At 68.7% G+C, this 18,679-nt stretch carries 19 protein-coding genes; 4 read left to right on the forward strand and 15 right to left on the reverse strand.

What is annotated here, in order from left to right; translation table 11 throughout:
* Positions 1–46: 46 nt before the first annotated feature.
* From groL to murJ, 6 genes are all read right to left on the reverse strand, one after another.
* Complete coding sequence (gene groL, locus APAU_RS08625) at positions 47–1,675, reverse strand: chaperonin GroEL (protein ID WP_006301345.1); 1,629 nt, start codon at positions 1,673–1,675, stop codon at positions 47–49.
* 51 nt (positions 1,676–1,726) lie between these two features.
* Positions 1,727–2,017 (reverse strand): co-chaperone GroES, encoded by a 291-nt coding sequence (gene groES, locus APAU_RS08630; RefSeq protein ID WP_006301346.1) that lies wholly within the window; start codon positions 2,015–2,017, stop codon positions 1,727–1,729.
* Between the two features lie 191 nt (positions 2,018–2,208).
* Complete coding sequence (gene tsaD / locus APAU_RS08635) at positions 2,209–3,246, reverse strand: tRNA (adenosine(37)-N6)-threonylcarbamoyltransferase complex transferase subunit TsaD (protein WP_232207725.1); 1,038 nt, start codon at positions 3,244–3,246, stop codon at positions 2,209–2,211.
* Positions 3,243–3,416 (reverse strand): FmdB family zinc ribbon protein, encoded by a 174-nt coding sequence (locus APAU_RS13545; RefSeq protein ID WP_006301349.1) that lies wholly within the window; start codon positions 3,414–3,416, stop codon positions 3,243–3,245. The genes tsaD and APAU_RS13545 overlap by 4 nt, the downstream gene beginning before the upstream one ends.
* A 55-nt stretch (positions 3,417–3,471) precedes the next feature.
* On the reverse strand, positions 3,472–4,017 hold the full coding sequence (locus tag APAU_RS08645) for a hypothetical protein (protein ID WP_006301350.1): 546 nt from the start codon (positions 4,015–4,017) through the stop codon (positions 3,472–3,474).
* A 3-nt stretch (positions 4,018–4,020) separates the two neighbouring features.
* Positions 4,021–5,592, reverse strand: a complete 1,572-nt coding sequence (gene murJ / locus APAU_RS08650) for a murein biosynthesis integral membrane protein MurJ (protein ID WP_006301351.1) — start codon at positions 5,590–5,592, stop codon at positions 4,021–4,023.
* A 44-nt stretch (positions 5,593–5,636) separates the two neighbouring features.
* Between murJ and APAU_RS12630 the strand changes: the two genes are divergently transcribed.
* On the forward strand, positions 5,637–6,134 hold the full coding sequence (locus tag APAU_RS12630) for a hydrogenase maturation protease (RefSeq protein WP_006301352.1): 498 nt from the start codon (positions 5,637–5,639) through the stop codon (positions 6,132–6,134).
* Here APAU_RS12630 and lptB read toward each other — a convergent pair.
* From lptB to thrC, 6 genes are all read right to left on the reverse strand, one after another.
* Positions 6,107–6,847: an LPS export ABC transporter ATP-binding protein gene (gene lptB / locus APAU_RS08660; RefSeq protein ID WP_006301353.1), complete on the reverse strand. Its 741-nt coding sequence runs from the start codon at positions 6,845–6,847 to the stop codon at positions 6,107–6,109. The two genes, APAU_RS12630 and lptB, sit on opposite strands and share 28 nt — an antisense overlap.
* Positions 6,844–7,686 (reverse strand): LptA/OstA family protein, encoded by an 843-nt coding sequence (locus APAU_RS08665; protein ID WP_006301354.1) that lies wholly within the window; start codon positions 7,684–7,686, stop codon positions 6,844–6,846. Before APAU_RS08665 ends, lptB begins: the two co-directional genes overlap by 4 nt.
* Before the next feature lie 96 nt (positions 7,687–7,782).
* Positions 7,783–8,778 (reverse strand): aspartate-semialdehyde dehydrogenase, encoded by a 996-nt coding sequence (locus APAU_RS08670; RefSeq protein ID WP_006301355.1) that lies wholly within the window; start codon positions 8,776–8,778, stop codon positions 7,783–7,785.
* On the reverse strand, positions 8,778–10,010 hold the full coding sequence (locus tag APAU_RS08675; protein ID WP_006301356.1) for an aspartate kinase: 1,233 nt from the start codon (positions 10,008–10,010) through the stop codon (positions 8,778–8,780). Before APAU_RS08675 ends, APAU_RS08670 begins: the two co-directional genes overlap by 1 nt.
* The gene (thrB, locus tag APAU_RS08680; protein WP_006301357.1) at positions 10,010–10,987 is read right to left on the reverse strand and encodes a homoserine kinase; all 978 of its coding nucleotides are present in this window, start codon (positions 10,985–10,987) and stop codon (positions 10,010–10,012) included. The genes APAU_RS08675 and thrB overlap by 1 nt, the downstream gene beginning before the upstream one ends.
* Positions 10,984–12,027: a threonine synthase gene (gene thrC, locus APAU_RS08685; RefSeq protein ID WP_006301358.1), complete on the reverse strand. Its 1,044-nt coding sequence runs from the start codon at positions 12,025–12,027 to the stop codon at positions 10,984–10,986. The genes thrB and thrC overlap by 4 nt, the downstream gene beginning before the upstream one ends.
* Positions 12,028–12,667: 640 nt before the next feature.
* On the opposite strand from thrC, the gene APAU_RS08690 reads away from it, so the two are divergent.
* The 3 genes from APAU_RS08690 to pdxT all read left to right on the forward strand — a co-directional run bounded on the left by APAU_RS08690 (position 12,668) and on the right by pdxT (position 15,158).
* Positions 12,668–13,564, forward strand: coding sequence for a PLP-dependent cysteine synthase family protein (locus APAU_RS08690; RefSeq protein WP_006301359.1), 897 nt, complete (start codon positions 12,668–12,670; stop codon positions 13,562–13,564).
* Between the two features lie 134 nt (positions 13,565–13,698).
* Entirely contained in the window at positions 13,699–14,583 is an 885-nt protein-coding gene (gene pdxS, locus APAU_RS08695; protein WP_006301360.1) for a pyridoxal 5'-phosphate synthase lyase subunit PdxS, read from the forward strand.
* 2 nt (positions 14,584–14,585) lie between these two features.
* Complete coding sequence (gene pdxT, locus APAU_RS08700; RefSeq protein WP_006301361.1) at positions 14,586–15,158, forward strand: pyridoxal 5'-phosphate synthase glutaminase subunit PdxT; 573 nt, start codon at positions 14,586–14,588, stop codon at positions 15,156–15,158.
* 44 nt (positions 15,159–15,202) lie between these two features.
* Here pdxT and APAU_RS08705 read toward each other — a convergent pair whose 3' ends face one another.
* Genes APAU_RS08705 through APAU_RS14670 form a run of 3 tightly spaced genes read right to left on the reverse strand, consistent with a single transcriptional unit; the run spans position 15,203 to position 18,645 of the window.
* Complete coding sequence (locus APAU_RS08705) at positions 15,203–15,841, reverse strand: cyclase family protein (protein ID WP_006301362.1); 639 nt, start codon at positions 15,839–15,841, stop codon at positions 15,203–15,205.
* 60 nt (positions 15,842–15,901) lie between these two features.
* Positions 15,902–16,195: an SHOCT domain-containing protein gene (locus tag APAU_RS08710; protein ID WP_006301363.1), complete on the reverse strand. Its 294-nt coding sequence runs from the start codon at positions 16,193–16,195 to the stop codon at positions 15,902–15,904.
* On the reverse strand, positions 16,192–18,645 hold the full coding sequence (locus tag APAU_RS14670) for a hybrid sensor histidine kinase/response regulator (RefSeq protein WP_006301364.1): 2,454 nt from the start codon (positions 18,643–18,645) through the stop codon (positions 16,192–16,194). Before APAU_RS14670 ends, APAU_RS08710 begins: the two co-directional genes overlap by 4 nt.
* Between the last annotated feature and the right edge of the window lie 34 nt (positions 18,646–18,679).

Consider the following 18,679-nt stretch of genomic DNA (forward strand, 5'->3'; position numbering starts at 1 on the left):
AAGCCCCCGCCCGAAGGCGGGGGCTTCCGGTGACGAGGGGAAGGATCTAGTCGTAGTCGCCCATGCCGCCGCCGGGCATTTGGGGCATGTCGCTCTTCTTCTCGGGCTTGTCCGCCACCAGCACATCGGTGGTGAGAAGCATGGCGGCGATGGAACCGGCGTTCTGCACGGCGCTCCGGGTGACCTTCACCGGGTCGATGATCCCGGAGACGATCATGTCCACATACTCGCCGGTGGCCGCGTCGAGCCCCTCCCCCTTCTTCAGGGTGCGGACCTTCTCCACCACCACGTCGCCCTGGAGTCCCGCGTTGCTGGCGATGAGGTGCAGGGGCTCCGTGAGGGCCTTGCGGACGATGCTGGCACCGGTCTTCTCGTCGCCCTCCAGCTTGGCGATGAAGTCGTCCAGAGCGTTGGCGCTGGCCACCAGGGAGACGCCGCCTCCGGGGACGATGCCTTCCTCCACCGCCGCGCGGGTGGCGTTGAGGGCGTCCTCGATGCGGTGCTTCAGTTCCTTCTGCTCCGTCTCCGTAGCGGCACCCACCTGGACGACGGCCACGCCGCCCACCAGCTTGGCCATCCGCTCCTGGAGCTTCTCCTTGTCGTACTCGGAGGTGGAATCCTCCAGCTCCTTGCGGATCTGGGCGGCCCGATCGCGGATCGCCTGGGGATCCCCGGCGCCCTCCACGATGGTGGTCTCTTCCTTGCCCACCCGAACCTTCTTGGCCTTGCCCAGCATGGACAGGTCGGCGTTCTCCAGCTTGATGCCGATCTCCTCGCTGACCACCTTGGCGCCGGTGACCACGGCGATGTCCTGAAGCATGGCCTTGCGGCGGTCGCCGAAGCCCGGGGCCTTCACGGCCACCACCTGCAGGATCCCCCGCAGCTTGTTCACCACCAGGGTGGCCAGGGCCTCGCCCTCCACGTCCTCGGCGATGATCAGGAGGGGCTTTCCGGTCTGGACCACCTTCTCCAGTACCGGGAGCATGTCCTTCACGTTGCTGATCTTGCCGTCGTGGATGAGGATGTTGGCGTCGTCAAGGACGGCCTCCATCCGGTCGGGGTTGGTGATCATGTAGGGGCTCACGTAGCCCTTGTCGAACTGGAGGCCCTCCACCATCTCGAGGGTGGTTCCCACGGTCTGGCTGTCCTCCACGGTGATGACCCCGTCCTCCGTGACCTTGTCCATGGCCTCGGCGATGAGTTCCCCCACCCGCTTGTCGTTGGCGGAGATGGAGGCCACCTGGGCGATCTTGGCGTGCTCCTTCACGGAGATGGCCTGCTTCTTCAGCTCCTCCACCACCACGTCCACGCCCTTCTCGATGCCCCGGCGAAGCTGCATGCCGTTGGCGCCGGCGGCCACGTTCTTGAGGCCTTCCCGGATCATGGCCCGGGCCAGCACGGTGGCGGTGGTGGTGCCGTCGCCCGCCACGTCGTTGGTCTTGGAGGCCACTTCCTTCAGGAGCTGGGCCCCCATGTTCTCAAAGGGATCCTCCAGCTCGATCTCCTTGGCGATGGTGACGCCGTCGTTGGTGATGGTGGGGGAGCCGAACTTCTTCTCCAGCACCACGTTGCGCCCCTTGGGGCCGAGGGTCACGCCCACGGTATCGGCGACCTTGTTGACGCCCTTCTCCAGGGCACGGCGGGCTTCTTCCTTGAACAGCAGCACTTTCGGCATGGTGGTCTTGACCTCCTTAGAATTCCTGTAGGGTTTGCGGGGTCGTCGGGACTACTTCTCGACGACGGCGAGGACGTCCCGCTCGCTGAGGATGAGGTAGTCTTCCCCGTCGAACTTGACTTCCGTCCCGGAATACTTGCTGTAGATGACCCGGTTCCCCACCTTGACCTCCATGGGGAGCTTCTGGCCGTTGTCCAGCACCTTGCCGGTGCCCACCGCCACCACTTCGCCCTCCACGGGCTTTTCCTTCACGGTGTCGGGCAGGACGATGCCTCCCTTGGTCATTTCTTCCTTGTCCACGGCCTTGACGACCAGACGGTCGCCCAGCGGCTTCAGCTGCATGATGCAATCCCTCCTCATACAGGATGTGGTTTCGTGTTAGCACTCACGTCGACCGAGTGCTAAACCTTCCGGGCCAAAGTCTAGGCAAACCCCCTTCTTCCCTCAAGGGGAATCAGGGCGATTCTCTCCGAATAGGCCGCCTGATTTTCCGGGCAAGCTCCTCCGAATGACTTGTTTTGATGTTTTTTGACTTAGGCGTTCAGCTCCCAGGAGGGGTCGGGGGCGAAGGTGACGTCGCAGCGGATGCCCCGCCGGAAGGAGGAGTAGCCCGCCGCGGCGATCATGACCCCGTTGTCGGTGCACAGGTCCCGAGGAGGGAGGTACACCCGCCATCCCCGGCGCGCCCCTTCCTCCTCCAGCCCCGCGCGAAGAGCGCTGTTGGCCCCCACTCCCCCCGAAAGGGCCACCTGGCGCACCCCGGTCTGCTCCACCGCGACCCGGGTCTTCTCCAGGAGGGAGGCCACGGCGGCCCGTTGGAAGGAGGCGCACAGGTCCTCCACCGGAACGGGAAGACCGTCCTTCTCCAGCCGCTTCAGGACCCAGAGCACCGCCGTCTTCAGACCGCTGAAGCTGAACTCCACCACCCCGGAGCCGGAGAGGGGCACCGGAAGGGGAAAGGCCTCCGGGTTTCCCGTCGCGGCAAGACGGTCCACCACGGGCCCCCCGGGATAGCCCAGGCCCAGGAGCTTGGCCACCTTGTCGTAGGCCTCCCCCGCCGCGTCGTCCCGGGTTCCCCCCAGAACCTGGTAGTCCCCGAAGGCCCGCACCAGCAGGATCTCCGTGTGCCCTCCGGAGACGATGAGGCAGAGGAAGGGAGGCTTGAGGTCCCCGTGGGCCACCACGTTGGCGAAGAGATGCCCCTCCAGGTGGTTCACCGACACCAGGGGCACCTCCCAGGCCTGGGAGAGGGCCTTGGCGGTCATGACCCCCACCAGGAGGGATCCCATGAGGCCGGGGCCGGAAGTGACCGCCACCAGGTGCAGCTCCCGGGCGGGGTTGCGGATCCCCGCCCGATCCAGGACCTGGTGGAGCAGGGGAAGGATGGCCTCCTGGTGCTTGCGGCTGGCCAGTTCCGGCACCACCCCTCCGTGGGGCGCATGGTCCTCCACCTGGCTGGAAAGCCCTGCGGCCAGGACCCGCCGGGGGCCCTCCAGGACCGCCACGGCGGTGTCGTCGCAACTGGTCTCGATGCCCAGGGTGAGAAAGGGATCCCCGGCAACCAAAGTCAATGGGAACAGCCCCCGCAACCGCCGCAGGAGCCTCCGCAGGAACACCCTTTGCCCCGGCGACGCTCTCCCGCCTCGTGGATCAGCACCTTGCAGCGGCACTCGGGACAGCGGCTTGCGTGATCCTCCGATTCGAAACGGTGTCCGCACTCGGCGCAACGATAGACGTGCATGGTTCCTCCTCCTTCGGTCCTTTTCCCCGGGTTCCGCCAACCCGCCTCGTCCGCCCTACCGGACGGGGACATCGAAGGACACCCCGTCGTCCCCGTATCCCAGGACCACCACGCTCCCGGGCTTCAGCTTCCCCGGCACCGCCACCGCCAGCACCGCGTCGGTGCCGCTGGGCAGATCCCCCTGGGGCAACCGATCCGGCCGGGTGAGCACGTCGGCGCTCGTGACGCGGTGGTCCCCCACCCGAAGCCTGGTGGGGTCGAAGGTCATGGGCTTGGCGGTGACGAACTGCACGGCGAACAAAGTCTTTCCTCGTACGGCATCGCTGCCGAAGTGGCGGCCCTGGTAGCGCAGCCATTCGGGGGAAAACTCCGCCTTCGCCAGGGCCTCCGAGAGGGCACGGTCCACCAGGACGAACTGGAACTGAGCCCGTGCCCCCAGAACCATGTCTCCCAGCCGTTGCCCCTCGTGGAAACACACCGCGGTGCGCCGCTCAATCAACCGATTCAGGGCGGCCTCGTCCATCCCCGAAGCCGTCGCGGCAAACCCCAGACACAGCATCCCCGCCAGCAGGAGACACCCTTTCCCTCGAAACCGTTTCATGCCTCACTCCACCCCTTTCTCCTTCGGCGGGTCCTTCCTCGCGGCGCCGCGAAGCCACCCCCACTCCGGCGACCCCGCCGCCCACGTCACCCCTCCGTACAACCCCAGGGCCAGGAGAAACGCCCCGCCCAACCAGGCCGCCCGAAGCCCTGCCCCCGCCTCCAGAGGATACGCCCAAAGGGTGCGGAAGAGGAAAAGCCCCGCCCCCAGGACCAGGCAGCAGCCTCCCTGTCGCAGGGCCCACCGGGGTTCGAAGAGCACCAAGGGGTAGCCCAGGTCCCGCTGGAGACACCGCACCCCCACCCAGGCGGCGCCGGAGAAGGCCAGAGAGGTCCCCAGGGCCAGTCCGGCGTAGGACAGAAACGGCATCAGGGCAGCCCCTGCGGCCAGGTTGGCCGCCACGGTGAAGCCCGTCACCTTCAGGGCCGCCCGGGGGAGGCCCCGGGCGTAGAGGGCCCGCATGATCACGGTGGTGCAGGCCATGCCGGGAAGCCCCAGCCCGTAGAGGGCCAGGGCCTTGGCGGTGGCGTCCCAGGCCCAGCCGCCGAAGGCGCCCCGCACGAAGAGCAGGTGGACCACTTCTCGGGAGAAGAAGAGCAATCCCAGGGAGACCGGAAGCACCACGAAGAGGTTGAACCGAAGAGCATCCCGAAGGAAGTCCCGGAAGCCCTCGCGATCCTCCGGCTTCTGCCGGGAAAGGAGGGGCAGCACCGCCTGGGAGATGGCGATGACGAAGAGCCCCAGGGGCAGCTGGAGGACCCGATCTGCGTAGTTGAGCACCGAGATGGCCCCCCCCTCCAGGAAGGACCCCAGCATCCGGCTGATCACCGGATTGAGCTGGTTCAGGGAGAGCCCCGCAGCGTAAGGCAGGAACAGGGCCATCATGCGGCGCAGTTCCGGGTTGTCCCGACGGGGGACGGCGGGAAGGAGGGGCATCCCCATGCGGGCTGCCCAGCCCCACTGGAGGAGCATGTGGCAGCTCCCCCCCAGAAGGACCGCCCCCACCATGCCCCACAGGGTGGGGTTCGGGTACAGGGCCAGAAGGCATAGAATGAAGGCCAGGTTGCTCGCGGCGGGGGCCACCGCGGGGACGAAGAAGCTGTCCAGGCTGTTGAGCACCCCCATGGCCAGGGCCCCCACGGAGACCAGAAGCAGGAAGGGGAAGAGCCACCGGGTGAGGGTCACCGCCAGGGCCCGGTCCTCCGGGGAGAACCCCGGGGCCATGACCCCCACCAGCAGGGGGGAGGCCAGGATCCCCAGAAGCACCACCCCGGTCCCCACCGCCAGGAGCACCGAAAGGGCCTGCCGGGCCAGGGCGTGGGCGGCGGGTCGCCCCTCCTCCTCCAGCGTGCGGGTGAACACCGGTACGAAGGACGCCGACAGGGCCCCCTCCGCCAGAAGCTGGCGGGACAGGTTGGCCAGGGTGTAGGCCACGTAGAAGGCGTCCAGCTGTCGCGTGGCGCCGAAGAAGGCGGCGGTGAGCATCTCCCGCACCAGGCCCAGCACGCGGCTGGCAAAGGTGCCCAGCATCATCCGAAAGGCGTGGCGCACCATGCGGGTCATGGAAGCGGACATGAAACGACCTCCCTGCGGGCAGAGGGACGAAAGGAGCACGAAGGATGACGACGGAGCTGTGGGGTGTGGGGCAGCCCCTTCGAGGGGACGACGGGGCAGGGGTCTTCGTGGCCTCTCGGCTGGCAAGACGCCCCCCCGAGGGGTTGCGGGTGCGGGTCTGCGAGACCGTTCCGGACAACTACCTGGCCCTGCTGCTTCGAAACCCTCCGGAGCTGCTGCTGGTGGTGGACGCCGCGGACCTGGGCCTTTCTCCGGGGACTTTGGTCCGCCTGGAGTCCCCCACGGGGGGAGAGACCATCTTTTCGGGGACCCACGACTTTCCCTGGGACGCCCAGCTGCGCTCTCTGCGGGATCGGCTCCACCTGATCTTTCTTCTGGTGCAGCCCCGGGACCGGGACCTTCGCGTGGGGCTCTCTCCGGAGGTCCGCCGGGCCTGTCTGCACCTCACGGGGCTCCTTCGCCGGGGCAGGTGGGACCGCCTTCCCCCGATGGAGACGCTCCCGGCCGCAGGGGGCTACCACGAAAAGCGGTCTCCCAGGTAGAACTTCCGGGCGATCTCGCTTTCCGCCACCTCCTGGGGGGACCCCTCCACCACCACCTGCCCCTGGTGGATCAGGAAGGTCCGGTCCGTGATGGCCAGGGTCTCCCGGACGTTGTGGTCCGTGAGCAGGATCCCGTAGCCCTTGTTGCGCAGACCCAGGATGATCTGCTGGATGTCGTACACCGCGATGGGGTCGATGCCGCTGAAGGGTTCGTCCAGGAGGAGGAAGGAGGGCATGATGGCCATGCACCGGGCGATCTCCACCCGACGCCTCTCCCCCCCGCTCAGGGCGTACCCCGGGGCGTCCACGATCCGATGGAGACCGAACTCCTCCACCAGATGGTCCGCGGTCTCCCGGCGCTTCTCCTCGTCGTGGCCGTTCTCCTGCAGCACCAGCTCCAGGTTCTCCCGCACCGTGAGGCGACGGAACACCGATGCCTCCTGGGGGAGGTACCCCAGACCCAGCCGCGCCCGGCGGTACATGGGCAGATGGGTGATCTCCCGATCCCCCAGGAGGACCCGCCCCGCGTCGGGGTAGATGCGCCCCACCACCATGTAGAAGGTGGTGCTCTTCCCCGCCCCGTTGGGGCCAAGAAGGCCCACGATCTCCCCCTCCCGGACGCTCAGGGAAACGCCCCCCACCACCCGACGCCCCTTGTAGGACTTCTCCAGACCCTGCACCTCCAGGGTTTGGGGCGGACGGGAAACGGTCACGGTTTCCCCTCCTTGGGAAGGGTGAAGACCAGCTGGGGGTTCCCCAGGGCCTCCAGCCTTCGGGTGTCCAGGTGGAGCACCAGGCTGTCGGCGGTGACGGTGCGGTCGGCCTGGATCGCCCGGGCGTTGCCCGAAACCACCACCGTGCCCCGCTCCTTGGAGTAGATGCCCTTCTCCCCCCTCAGGCGCACCGGCTCCCCCTTGGCGCCCCGGAAGGTCCCCTCGAGGGAACCCGTGGCCTCCAGCTCCGCTACCCGTTCTCCCGCCAGGCGTCCCCGCACCCCGGAGGCGGATAGGACGATGCCCTGACTCGGGTCCTCGTACCGTCGGACCCCCTTGGCCCAGAGGACGTCTCCATCCCGCCCCACCTCTTCCGCCTCCAGGCGGTAGGCGGTGAAGGAGGCATGGACGCCCTGCCTCGCCAGGTAGGCCTTGCCCCCCAGGGTCCACCGGAGGAACCCGGCGGAGAGCTGGTCCTTGCCTCGGTGGAGGCGCACGTTCCCCGTGGCCTCCAGGATCTGCCGCGACCCCTCCGTGGAAAGCAGCAGCTCGTCGCTGTCCACGGAAAGCCCCTCCCGGGGGAAGACCCCCTGGACCTTGCCCTGAAGGCGGAAGGTCTTTCCTTCCAGGAAGCCCTGCCCCTTGAGGGCGCGAAGGTCCGCCCCTCCCTTGAGGAGTCGGACGTTCCCCGTCGCCTCGATGCGTTCCGTGGCGGGGTCGAACCGAAGCTGGTCCGCCGTCAGCCGCACCTCCGACGAGGGAGCCGGGGCCGCCCACGACACCCCGGACCACACGAGGAGAACCCACACCGCCATCCCTGCCAACGCCCGCCGGCCCATGCCCCCACTCCCCTTTTCTCGACACAAAAACGGCGGCCCGACGGTTTCCCCGCCGCGCCGCCGCTATTCTACCATCCAGGAATCGGTCCCACTCCCTTAGGCGGGGAAGAGGGTCTCGGCGATCTGCACCGCGTTGAGGGCCGCGCCCTTGAGCAGGTTGTCCGACACCACCCACAGGGCCAGGGCTCGGGGAAGGCCGGTGTCGCGGCGGATCCGCCCCACGTACACCGGGTCGGTGCCCTCCGCCTCCCGGGGCAGGGGATAGACGCCCCGGGCCGGGTCGTCCGCAAGCTGCACCCCCGGGGCATCCGCCAGGATCTCCCGGGCCCGCTCCGGGGAGAGGTCCTCCCGAAACTGGGCCACCAGGGCTTCCCCGTGTCCCCGGAACACGGGAACCCGCACGGTGGTGCTGCTCACCGCCAGATCGGGAAGGTGGAGGATCTTCCGGGATTCCCGCACCATCTTCCACTCCTCCTCCGAGACCCCCTGGTCGTCGAAGGCCCCGATGTGGGGCAGCAGGTTGAAGGCGATGGGATGGGGGTATACGGAGGGGGTCCCCTCCCGTCCCTCCAGGACCGCCCGGGCCCCCTCCTCCAGCTCCGCCACCGCCACCGACCCCGTCCCGGAGACGGACTGGTAGGTGGCGGCGGAAAGGTACTCCAACCCCGCCTCCCGATGCAGGGGGGCCAGGGCCACCAGGGCCTGGATGGTGGCGCAGTTGGGGTTGGCGATGATCCCCCTGTGCTTTCGGGCGTCCTCCCCGTTCACCTCCGGCACCACCAGGGGCACCTCCGGGTCCATGCGCCAGGCGGAGCTGTTGTCCACCACCACCGCCCCCCGGCGGGCCGCCTCGGGGGCCCAGCGACGGGAGGGGCCGGAGCCCGCGGAGAACAAGGCCAGATCGACCCCCTCGAAGGCCTCCTCGCAGACCTCCCGCACCGGGATCTCCTGCCCCCGGAAGGGAAGGCGCCTGCCCGCGGAGCGGGAGGAGGCCAAGGGCACCAGCTGGTCTGCGGGGAAGCCCCGTCGCTCCAGCACCGCCAGCATCTGGCGCCCCACCAGGCCCGTGGCGCCCAGCACCGCCACCTTCATCAGAACGCCGCCTCCTCGATGAAGTGGTCGTGCAGCGCCCGCACCGCATCCTCCGCCCGGGTGGCGGCCACCACGCAGGTGAGGGCCAGGGAGGTGGAGGCGATCATGTCGATGTTGACCCCTTCTTCCGCCAGCACCTGGAACATCTGGGCGGGCATCTCCGGGTGGTTGGCGATCCCCGCCCCCACCACGGAGACCCGGGCGATCTCCGTGTCGAAGCTCACCCCCTGGGCTCCCATCTCCCGGTTCATGGCCCGGCAGGTCTCGATGGCCTGATCCAGGTTCTCCTTCTTCACCAGAAAGCCGATGTCGTTCACCCCGCCGCGCATGCCGTTCTGGATGATCATCTCCGCCCCCACGCCCTTCTCTGCCAGGTCCGAGAAGAGCCGGGCCGCCACGCCGGGGATGTCCGGCACCCCCAGGAGGGCCACCTTGGCCACCTTCGCGTCGTGCACCACCGCCTTGATGACGAGACCCTCGCTCACAGGATTGCTCACGACCCACGTCCCCTCCTCTTCCACGAAACTGGACGCCACGTACAGAGGCACCTCGTACCGCGCCGCCAGTTCCACGCTCCGGGCCTGAAGCACCTTGGCCCCCTGCACGGAGAGTTCCATGCACTCCTCATAGCTCAGTTCCTTCAGCTTCCGGGGGGACCGGACCACCTTCGGGTCCCCGGACATGATCCCCGTCACGTCCTTGAGGATCTGGCAGCTCTGGGCCTTCAGGGCCCCCGCCAGGGCCACGGCGGAGAGATCCGAGCCTCCCCTGCCCAGGGTGATGACGTCCCCGGACTCGGTGATGGCCTGGAAACCCGTCACCACCGGGACCACCCCCTCCAGGGAAGCGTCCTCCACCGCCTGGGCCTCCACCCGGAAAAGCCGTCCCTCCGTGGGGAACCCCTTGGCCTTGAATCCCGCCTGGAGGGCGGTGAAGGAACGGGAGGGGACCCCCTCCTGCTGGAGGGCCAGGGCCAGAAGCGCCACGCTCTGCTGCTCCCCCGTGGCCAGAAGCTGGTCGATCTCCCGCCCGCTGCCGTAGTAGGACACGTCCCGGGCAAGGGCCAGAAGGCGGTCCGTGGTGCTCCCCATGGCGGAGACCACCACCGCAACCCGGAACCCCTCCTCCCGGATCCCCCGGATGCGGCAGGAGACCTCCTTCATGCGCTGAGGGTCCGCCACGGAGCTGCCCCCGAACTTCAGCACCGTCAGGGGGCGACCCTTCCAGTCCATCACCCCTTCCCCCCGGAAGCGACGCCCTGGGACGACGAGGCCTTCTCGAAGGGAAAGGTGCGCTGCACCACCGCCCCGGAGCCGTTGCCGTCCAGCACGAAGAACTGGGAGCGCACTCCGTGCTCCGAGAAGGTGCCGCACAGGGTCTCCGCCACGCGACGGGGACGCCCCTTCACCAGGGCCACCACGCTGGGACCGGAGCCGCTGATGGCCACCCCCAGGCAGCCGGGAATCTCCCGAACCCGATCCATGATGACCTCCCCCCCGGGGAACAGCTTCGCCCGGTAAGGCTGGTGAAGCCGGTCGTCCATCCCCCAGGCCAGGAGGTCCCACTGTCCCGTGGCCCAGGCGGCGGTGAGGAGCGCCGCCCGGCCCAGGGTGAACACCGCGTCCCCGAAACACACCTGTTCCGGCAGGGCAGCCCGGGCCTCCCGGGTCTTCACCTGCACGTCCGGCACCGCCACCACCACCAGAAGGTCCTCCGGCAGGGCAGGCAGGCGGACGGTGCGAAGCTCCGAGCCGTCCCAGCAGCTCACCACCATCCCCCCCAAATAACAGGGGGCCACGTTGTCCGGATGCCCTTCGATCTCCACCATGGTGCGCAGCAGCTCCTCCCGGGGGAGGGTCAGGCCGTTGAGTTCCTGGGCCAGCAGCACCCCCGCCACCACCGCGCCGGCGGAGCTGCCCAACCCCCGATAGAGGGGGATGACGTTGTGGGATCGCAGGGCAAACCCCGTCCCCGCCACCCCGAAGCGGCGACAGGCGATCTCGTAGCTGCGCACCACCAGGTTCCGGCCCGGGTCCGCCAGCTCCAGGGCCCCCTCGCCGATGGCCTCGCTGCGGTATTCCCCCTCCGGGAGGCGTTCCGTCACCTCGAAGAGGTTGTACAGAGACAGGGCCATCCCCAGAGTGTCGAAGCCCGAACCCAGGTTGGCGCTGGTGGCGGGGGTCCGTACCGAAAGCAGGGGGACGCTCATTTCCCCATCACCTCCAGCAGGGCCTCCCGGGTGTCGTCGATCTCCCGGAAGGTGGGGGCGTTGCGAAGCGCCGCATCGGGATCCTTCAGCCCGTTCCCCGTGAGGACCATGGCCACGCGGATGCCCTGGGGCAGCTCCCCTCGGGAATGGAGCAGGCGCAACCCCGCCAGGGGGGCACAGGAGGCGGGCTCCGCGAAGAGCCCCCCCAGACGGGCCAGATCCCTCTGGGCCGCCAGAATGGCCTCGTCGGTCACCGCCTCGAAGAAACCGTCGCTTCGGCGCACCGCCCAGCGGGCCTTGGAAGCGTTCACGGGATGGCCGATGCGGATGGCCGTGGCCACCGTCTCCGGATCGTCCACCATCCGCCCCAGCACCAGGGGGGCGGACCCGGCCGCCTGAAAACCCGCCATCCGGGGAACCCGGGTGGAGCGCCCCAGACGCCGGTACTGTACGAACCCGGACCAGTAGGCGGTGATGTTCCCCGCATTGCCCACGGGAATGGCCAGCCAGTCCGGAGCGTCTCCCAGGACGTCGCAGATCTCCCAGGCGGCGCTGCGCTGCCCCCAGAGGCGGTAGCGGTTCACGGAGTTCACCAGGGCCACTCCCCCCTCCCCCGCCACGGAGCGGGCCAGTTCCAGGGCCCGGTCGAAGTTGCCCCTCACCGCCAGGACCTGGGCCCCGTACAGGAGGGCCTGGGCCAGCTTGCCCATAGCCACCTTCCCCGCGGGCAGCAGGACGTAACAGGGAAGGCCCGTACAGGCGGCGTAGGCCGCCGCGGAGGCGGAGGTGTTCCCCGTGGAGGCACAGATCAGGGCACGAGCCCCTCCCTCCAGGGCCTTGGCGACGGCCAGGACCATCCCCCGGTCCTTGAAGGACCCGCTGGGGTTGCATCCCTCCACCTTGGCCCACAGGTCGATGCCCAACTCCGCCCCAAGGCGAGGAAGGTGCACCAGGGGAGTTCCCCCCTCCCCCAGGTCGGGACGAGGGGTCTTGGGCCCCAGGGGAAGAAGGGCTTCGTAATGCTTCAGAATTCCACGCATCGCTTCCACCTCCTACGATGAAAGAAGACACCCCCGAGGGGGTTCGGACAGGATGGATCGAACATGTAGAAAACGACCCCGCCTCCATTGCTGGAGACGGGGTCGCCGCGGTTCCACTCCAATTCCCGATCCGGTGGATCGGGCACTCGCACGCCCGGTATCGGGGGCTGCCGTGCGCCTTTCCCTCAGGCTAGGCCGAGGCTCGACGCCCGCTCCGGGGTGATCTTCCCGTCGGTCCGGCAGGAGGTCTTTCAGCCACGAACCTCCCTCTCTGAAGCCGGATGACGCCGGTACTCGTCCCTTCCTCGCGTTGCGTCCCCGCCGTTTCGACGGGGCGGAAATTGGGTGGATTTATACTCCCTGGGTCGAGATTTGTCAACCGCCGGGGCACGAGGAGGGGCAATCGGACATGACGACACCCCCGTCGTCCTCCTCGCCCCAGGATCGGCGCCTCCCGTCCTCCCTTCCAAGAGCCTCCCTGCCCGTTGTCTCCCTCAAGGAAAGCCCCCGTCCAAAAGAGATTTTTCCACCACTATTCATCAATGAGTACTGAAATAAGCATAACTACGTAGTTTTATTGACAAGTTCTTCTGTTTGAATCACACTCTGCGGTATTCCATCTTCAAGGAGGTCGGCAATCATGCGAGAAGGCATCCTGGCCCACGTGGGCCGCACCCCCCTGGTGAGGCTCAAGAACGCCTCCCCCAACCCGAGGGTGACCCTGTGGGCCAAGCTGGAGCTGTGCAACCCCAGCGGTTCCCTGAAGGACCGCGTGGCCCTGCACATGATCGAACAGGCGGAAAGGAGGGGAGAACTGCGCCCCGGGATGACCCTGGTGGAGGCCACCAGCGGCAACACGGGCATCGCCCTGGGCATGGCCGCGGCGGTGAAGGGCTACGGCCTGAAGATCTTCATGTCCGAGGCCAAGACAGTGGAGCGCCGCAAGATGCTCCGCTACTGGGGAGCGGAACTGAACCTCACCACCCGGGAGGACCCGGACAGCCACATCTGGGCCGCCAAGGCCCTGGCGGAGGCGGAGCCGGGGCGCTTCTTCTACATCAACCAGAACGAGAACCCGGACAACGTGGAGGCCCACCGTCTGGGCACGGGGACGGAGATCGTGGAGCAGTCCGGGGGCAAGGTGGATGCCTTCGTGGCGGGCTTCGGCACCGGGGGATGCCTCATGGGCGTGGCCCAGGCCTTTCGGGAAAAGGGCGTGGGGGCCCGCATCGTGGCGGTGGAACCCGTCCCCTCCCGGGGGAGCATCGACGGCCTGAAGCATCGGGACGAGGCTTACCAGCCCCCCATCGCCGACCGCAGCTTCTTCGACGAGACGAGGGGGGTCACCCAGGAGGAGGCGGTGCGGGCCGCCCGGGCCATCGCCGTCCAGGAGGGCATCGTGGCGGGCATGTCCTCCGGGGCCACCCTCCACGCCGCCCAGGAACTGGCCCGCACCCTGGACCACGGGAACATCGTGGTGCTCTTCGGCGACCGGGGGGAGCGCTACTTCAGCACCCCCATCTTCGGGGAGGCATAGAGGCCAGATTCCCTTCCGGTTCCGCCCCTTCTGGTCCGTTCCAGAACGCCCCGACGCCGCCTCCTCCCTGGTCCTACCGGGAAAGGGGCGGCTCCCCTATGGTGTCCCCGACACACCACAAGGAGGGGATCGCCATGACGGAAAAGGGAACGCCGAAGCTGAAGGACGGACTGGCCCGCATGCTGGTGGGCGGGGTCATCATGGACGTGACCACGGCGGAGCAGGCCCGCATCGCCGAGGAGGCAGGGGCGGTGGCGGTGATGGCCCTGGAGCGGGTGCCCTCCCAGATCCGCAAGGAGGGCGGCGTGGCCCGCATGGCGGACCCGGCGAAGATCCGGGAGATCCGGGAGGCCGTTTCCATCCCCGTGATGGCCAAGGCCCGGATCGGACACTTCGTGGAGGCCCGCATCCTGGAGGCCCTGGGGGTGGACTTCGTGGACGAGAGCGAGGTGCTGACCCCGGCGGACGAGGAGCGGCACATCGAGAAGACGGGCTTCACCACCCCCTTCGTCTGCGGAGCCCGGAACCTGGGGGAGGCCCTTCGGCGCATCCACGAGGGAGCCGCCATGATCCGCACCAAGGGCGAGGCCGGCACGGGGGACGTGGTGGAGGCGGTGCGCCACATGCGGGCCATCACGCGGGAGATGGACGCCCTTCTCGTGGCCCCGGAGAGCGCCCTGGAGGGCCTGGCGGCGGAGTACCGGGTTCCCGAGGAGCTGCTTCGCCTCTGCCGGAAGACCGGACGCCTTCCCGTGGTGAACTTCGCCGCCGGAGGCATCGCCACCCCCGCCGACGGGGCGCTGATGATGGAGTCGGGCTGCGACGGGGTCTTCGTGGGCAGCGGCATCTTCACCTCCACCGACCCCGCAGCCCGGGCCCGGGCGATCGTGCAGGCGGTGGCGCACCACGGCGACCCGGCGGTGCTGGCGGAGGTGTCCACGGGATTGGGAGAGGCCATGAGGGGCATCGGCGTCTCCACCCTCCGGGAGGAGGAGAAGCTCCAGTCCCGGGGGTGGTAGCCATGGGACCCGCCGTGGGGGTCGTGGCCTTCCAGGGAGCCTGGAGGGAGCACCGGAACACGCTGGAGTCCCTGGGAGCCTCCGTTCGTCTCCTCCGTCGACCGGAGGATCTGGAGGGGGTTTCCGGGGTGGTGCTTCCCGGAGGGGAGAGCACCGTCATCGGCCGCTTCCTGGAGCAGTCGGGCCTGGCCCCGGCCCTGCGGGCCTCCCTGGAGGAGAGGACCGCCCTGCTGGCCACCTGCGCCGGGGCCATCCTGGCCTGCCGGGAGGTAGAGGGGTCCCCGCCGCAAGGACGCCTGGGCCTGGTGCCCGCCCGGGCGGTGCGCAACGCCTACGGTGGCCAGAGGGAGAGCTTCGAGGCGGACCTGCCCTGGGAAGGAGGGGATTCCCTCCGGGGGATCTTCATCCGGGCCCCCCGGTTCGAGGACCTGGGGGAAGGAACCCGAGTCCTGGCCCGACATCGGGGCGAGCCCGTGGCCTTTTTGTGGAACCGCTGTCTCCTCTGCGCCTTCCATCCGGAGTTGGGGGAGGACCTTCGGGTGCACCGGAGGTTCCTGGACCTCTGTCCCTCCTAGATCCATCCCCCGGGGATCCGGCCTGTGGCCGGGTCCCCGGGCCTTTAGGGAAGCATCCCCACCGCCCTCACCGGGGCCCCGTCCGCAAGGGCGTACCGCAGGGGAAAGGCCCCGAAGAGGAACCCCTCCTCCGGCAGCCCGCCCAGTCCCGTCAGGTTCTCCACCAGCACGACCCCCCGCCCCAGGAGGGTCCGGTGGACCGGGAAGTCCGGGGAATCTATGGGGTCGAAGGAGATGGCGTCCGCCCCCACCCCCTTGAGGGGGAAGGCTCCCAGCCAAGCCGCAGCCTCCCGGGTCAGGCAGGGGAAGGGACCAAAGTAGGCCTCCTGTCCCCAGAACCGGTCCCAGCGGGTGCGCAGAAGCAGGTACTTCGCCCGCCCCAGGGCCTCCCGGTGGGGCGCCAGCCTCTCCGCCGTCACCGACGCCCCCCTCAGGTCCGAGACGTCCACCACCAGAGCAGGCCCCAGAAAGCGGTCCGCCGCCAGGACGTCCAGCGTGGCTCCCTCCCCCAGCATGTGCGCCGGAGCGTCCATATGGGTCCCCGTGTGGGAGTACAGGGAGAGCAGGGTCTCCCGGAATCCGTCCTTCTCCAGGGTGTTCGCCGGGGTCAGCCTCGGGGGCTCCGTCCCAGGAAACACGGGCATGCCTTCCTCGATGCGATGGGTCAGGTCCACCACCCTCACGGGCACCTCTCCTCTCCGGGGATCGAAGGACCCCCGGAGAGGATACCCGGAATCGCCCCTTCAAGCATCCAGGTCGTCCTTGTACCGCTCGTACTCCTCCCGGGTGATCTCCCCCCGGACAAAGCGGCGCTCCAGGATCGCCCGCAGGGCCTCCCCCTCCGGGTCGCCCTGCAGGGCCCGGATCCGTCGGCGGAACTGGGCGATGCGGAACAGCAGGGCCAGGAAGAAGAACAGCAGCAGCACCCGCAGGGTCATCCCCCCGGGGATGGGAAGGGCCGGGGCCAGCCCGCTCTCGTCGAGGGAAAGGGGCAGAATGCCCCACCACACCGGGACAGGACGGGACCTCCTCTTCACGCCCCGTCCCTCCCCAGGGCTTCCCGGACCTTCGCCACCAGGTCCCGGGCGGTGAAGGGCTTGGGCAGGAAGAGGACCCCCGGGTCCAGGACGCCCCGGTGGGCGATGACGTCCTCGTGGTACCCGGAAGTGAACAGGACCGGAAGGTCCGGCCGGATCGCCAGGAGCCTCTCGTGGAGCTCCTTGCCGTTGAGGTCCGGCAGCACCACGTCCGACAGGAGAAGTTGCACCTGATCCTTCCTCTCCCGGAAGAGGGCCTCCGCCTGCCGGGCGTTCTCCGCCACCAGGACCTCCAGACCCCTCCCCCTCAGGATCCGCTCCACCAGGCCGCGAACCGCCGGTTCGTCCTCCGCCAGGAGCACCAGCCCCTCCAGGGGGGTTTCCTGGCGGGGATCCTTCTGGGGCTCCCCGGAGGGCTCCAAGGAGCCTCCCTCCCGGGGAAGATAGATCTTGAAGGTGCTCCCCTTGCCCGGTTCGCTGTAGACCCACAGATGCCCCCCGTGCTGCTTCACGATGCCGTACACCATGGACAGCCCCAGCCCCGTCCCCTTGCCCACGGGCTTGGTGGTGAAGAAGGGCTCGAACAGGTGCGCCCTAGTTTCCTCATCCATCCCCGTGCCCGTGTCGGACACCTCCAGCAGGACGTAGGAACCCGGGGCGGCCTCCAGATACCAGACCGCCGCCTCAGCACGAAGCTCCACGTGGGACGTCCGCAGGGAGAGGATTCCCCCTTCGGGCATGGCGTCCCGGGCGTTCACCGCCAGGTTCACGAGCACCTGCTCGAACTGGGCAGGGTCCACTCGAACCAGTCCCAGGTCCTCCCCGGGGCGGAAACGGATCTGCACATCCTCCCCCAGAAGACGGTCGAGCAGCCGGAGGCTTTCCTCGATCCGCTCGTTCAGGTCCACCACCTTGGGGTCCAGGGTCTGGCGGCGGCTGAAGGCCAGAAGCTGGCGGGTGAGGTCCGTGGCCCTGCGCCCCAGACGCTCCACCTCCTCCAGATCCCGAACTGCCCCCTCCTGCCCCTCCAGCTTCCCTCGGGCCAGTTCCGTATAGCCCAGGATGCCCGTCAGCAGGTTGTTGAAGTCGTGGGCCACCCCTCCCGCCAGGCGCCCCACGGACTCCATCTTCTGCGCCTGGAGGAGCTGGTCCTCCAGGCGCGCCCGGAGACGGTCCGCCTCCACCCGGGCGGTCTGGTCCGTCAGCATGGCAAAGGACCCGCAGAAGCGCCCCTCTTCGTCCTGCACGGGGGAAGCGGAGACGTGGGCCCAGAGGTTTTCCCCGTCCCGGCGCCGGAAGCGGCGTTCGTACCGCTCTCCTCGCCCCGACCGCCGCACCTCGTGGCGGAGCCTCTGATCCTCCCGGTCCTCCGGGAAGAGGAACTCCTCCACGGGACGGCCCAGGAGTTCCTCCTCCTTTTCGTAACCCAGCATCTCGCAGAGCCGAGGGTTCGCCAGGATCACCCGAAAACCCTCGTCCAGGGCACAGATTCCCTCCAGGGAAGTCTCCACGATGCGCCTATAGCGCTCCTCGCTGGCCCGGAGATCCCGTTCCAGCTCGTACCGATGGCGGTAGAACTGGGTTTCCCTGCGGTTCCACATCGCCAGCCCCCCCAGGGCCAGGGCCAGGACCAGAAACCCCGCAGCCCCCAGAAGAAGCCGCACCTTCTCCCGCAGGGGGCGAAGAACCTCGTCCCGCGGGACCGAGACCTCCACCAGCCAGGCGAACCCCGGGAGGTCCGCCCGGGCCACCAGTCGGTCCTCCTCCCTCGTCCCTCGCTCCTCCGGGGAGAGGGGGAAGCGCAACCTCACCCGCCCCCCGGCGTAGGGAAGGGGCAGGGGATCCAGCACCCCCCGGAGGAACTGACGGGGATCCAGGAGGTAGAGCACGAACCCTCCCGGCGCGGCCTCCATCCCTTCCCGCATCAGGGGGATTCCCAAGACCACCGTGGATTCCTCCGGGGTGCCTCCCAGATCCACCAGGCGGGGTTCCGCTCCTCCCCGAAGCCGTGCCAGAACCTGCGCCACCCGGTCCGCCGGGAACACCCCGCCCCCCACCTCCAGGCGGGGATGTCCCGCCGCATCCAGCAGGACCGCCCCTCGGTGGTGGAACACCCGACGCCGCAGCTCCAGCCATCGCGTCAGGAAATGGAGGGAATCGGGGGAGGGTTTTCCTCCCAGGAGGGGTAGGACCGCCATTTCCACCACGGGACTTCGGGCCATGACCCTCCCGTCGGCCAGGAGCTGGTCTTTCCGAAACCCCAGCAGGGCCATGCGCTGCGCCGCCAGAACCTCCAGGACCTGCCGTGAAGCCAGGAGAAGGCGCTGCTCCTGGAAGCGGAGGATCTCCAGTCCGTCCCGGATCAGGAGAAACCCGGAGAGAAGCAGCAGGACCCCCAGGCCCCCGGCGATCCACTTCAGGGGAATGCCCCCGATCCTTCGCCTTTCCATGGCCCCTCCTCCCTTCTGTCCGGAAGCGACCCGC

The organism is Aminomonas paucivorans DSM 12260, assembly GCF_000165795.1.
Lineage (GTDB): Bacteria > Synergistota > Synergistia > Synergistales > Synergistaceae > Aminomonas > Aminomonas paucivorans.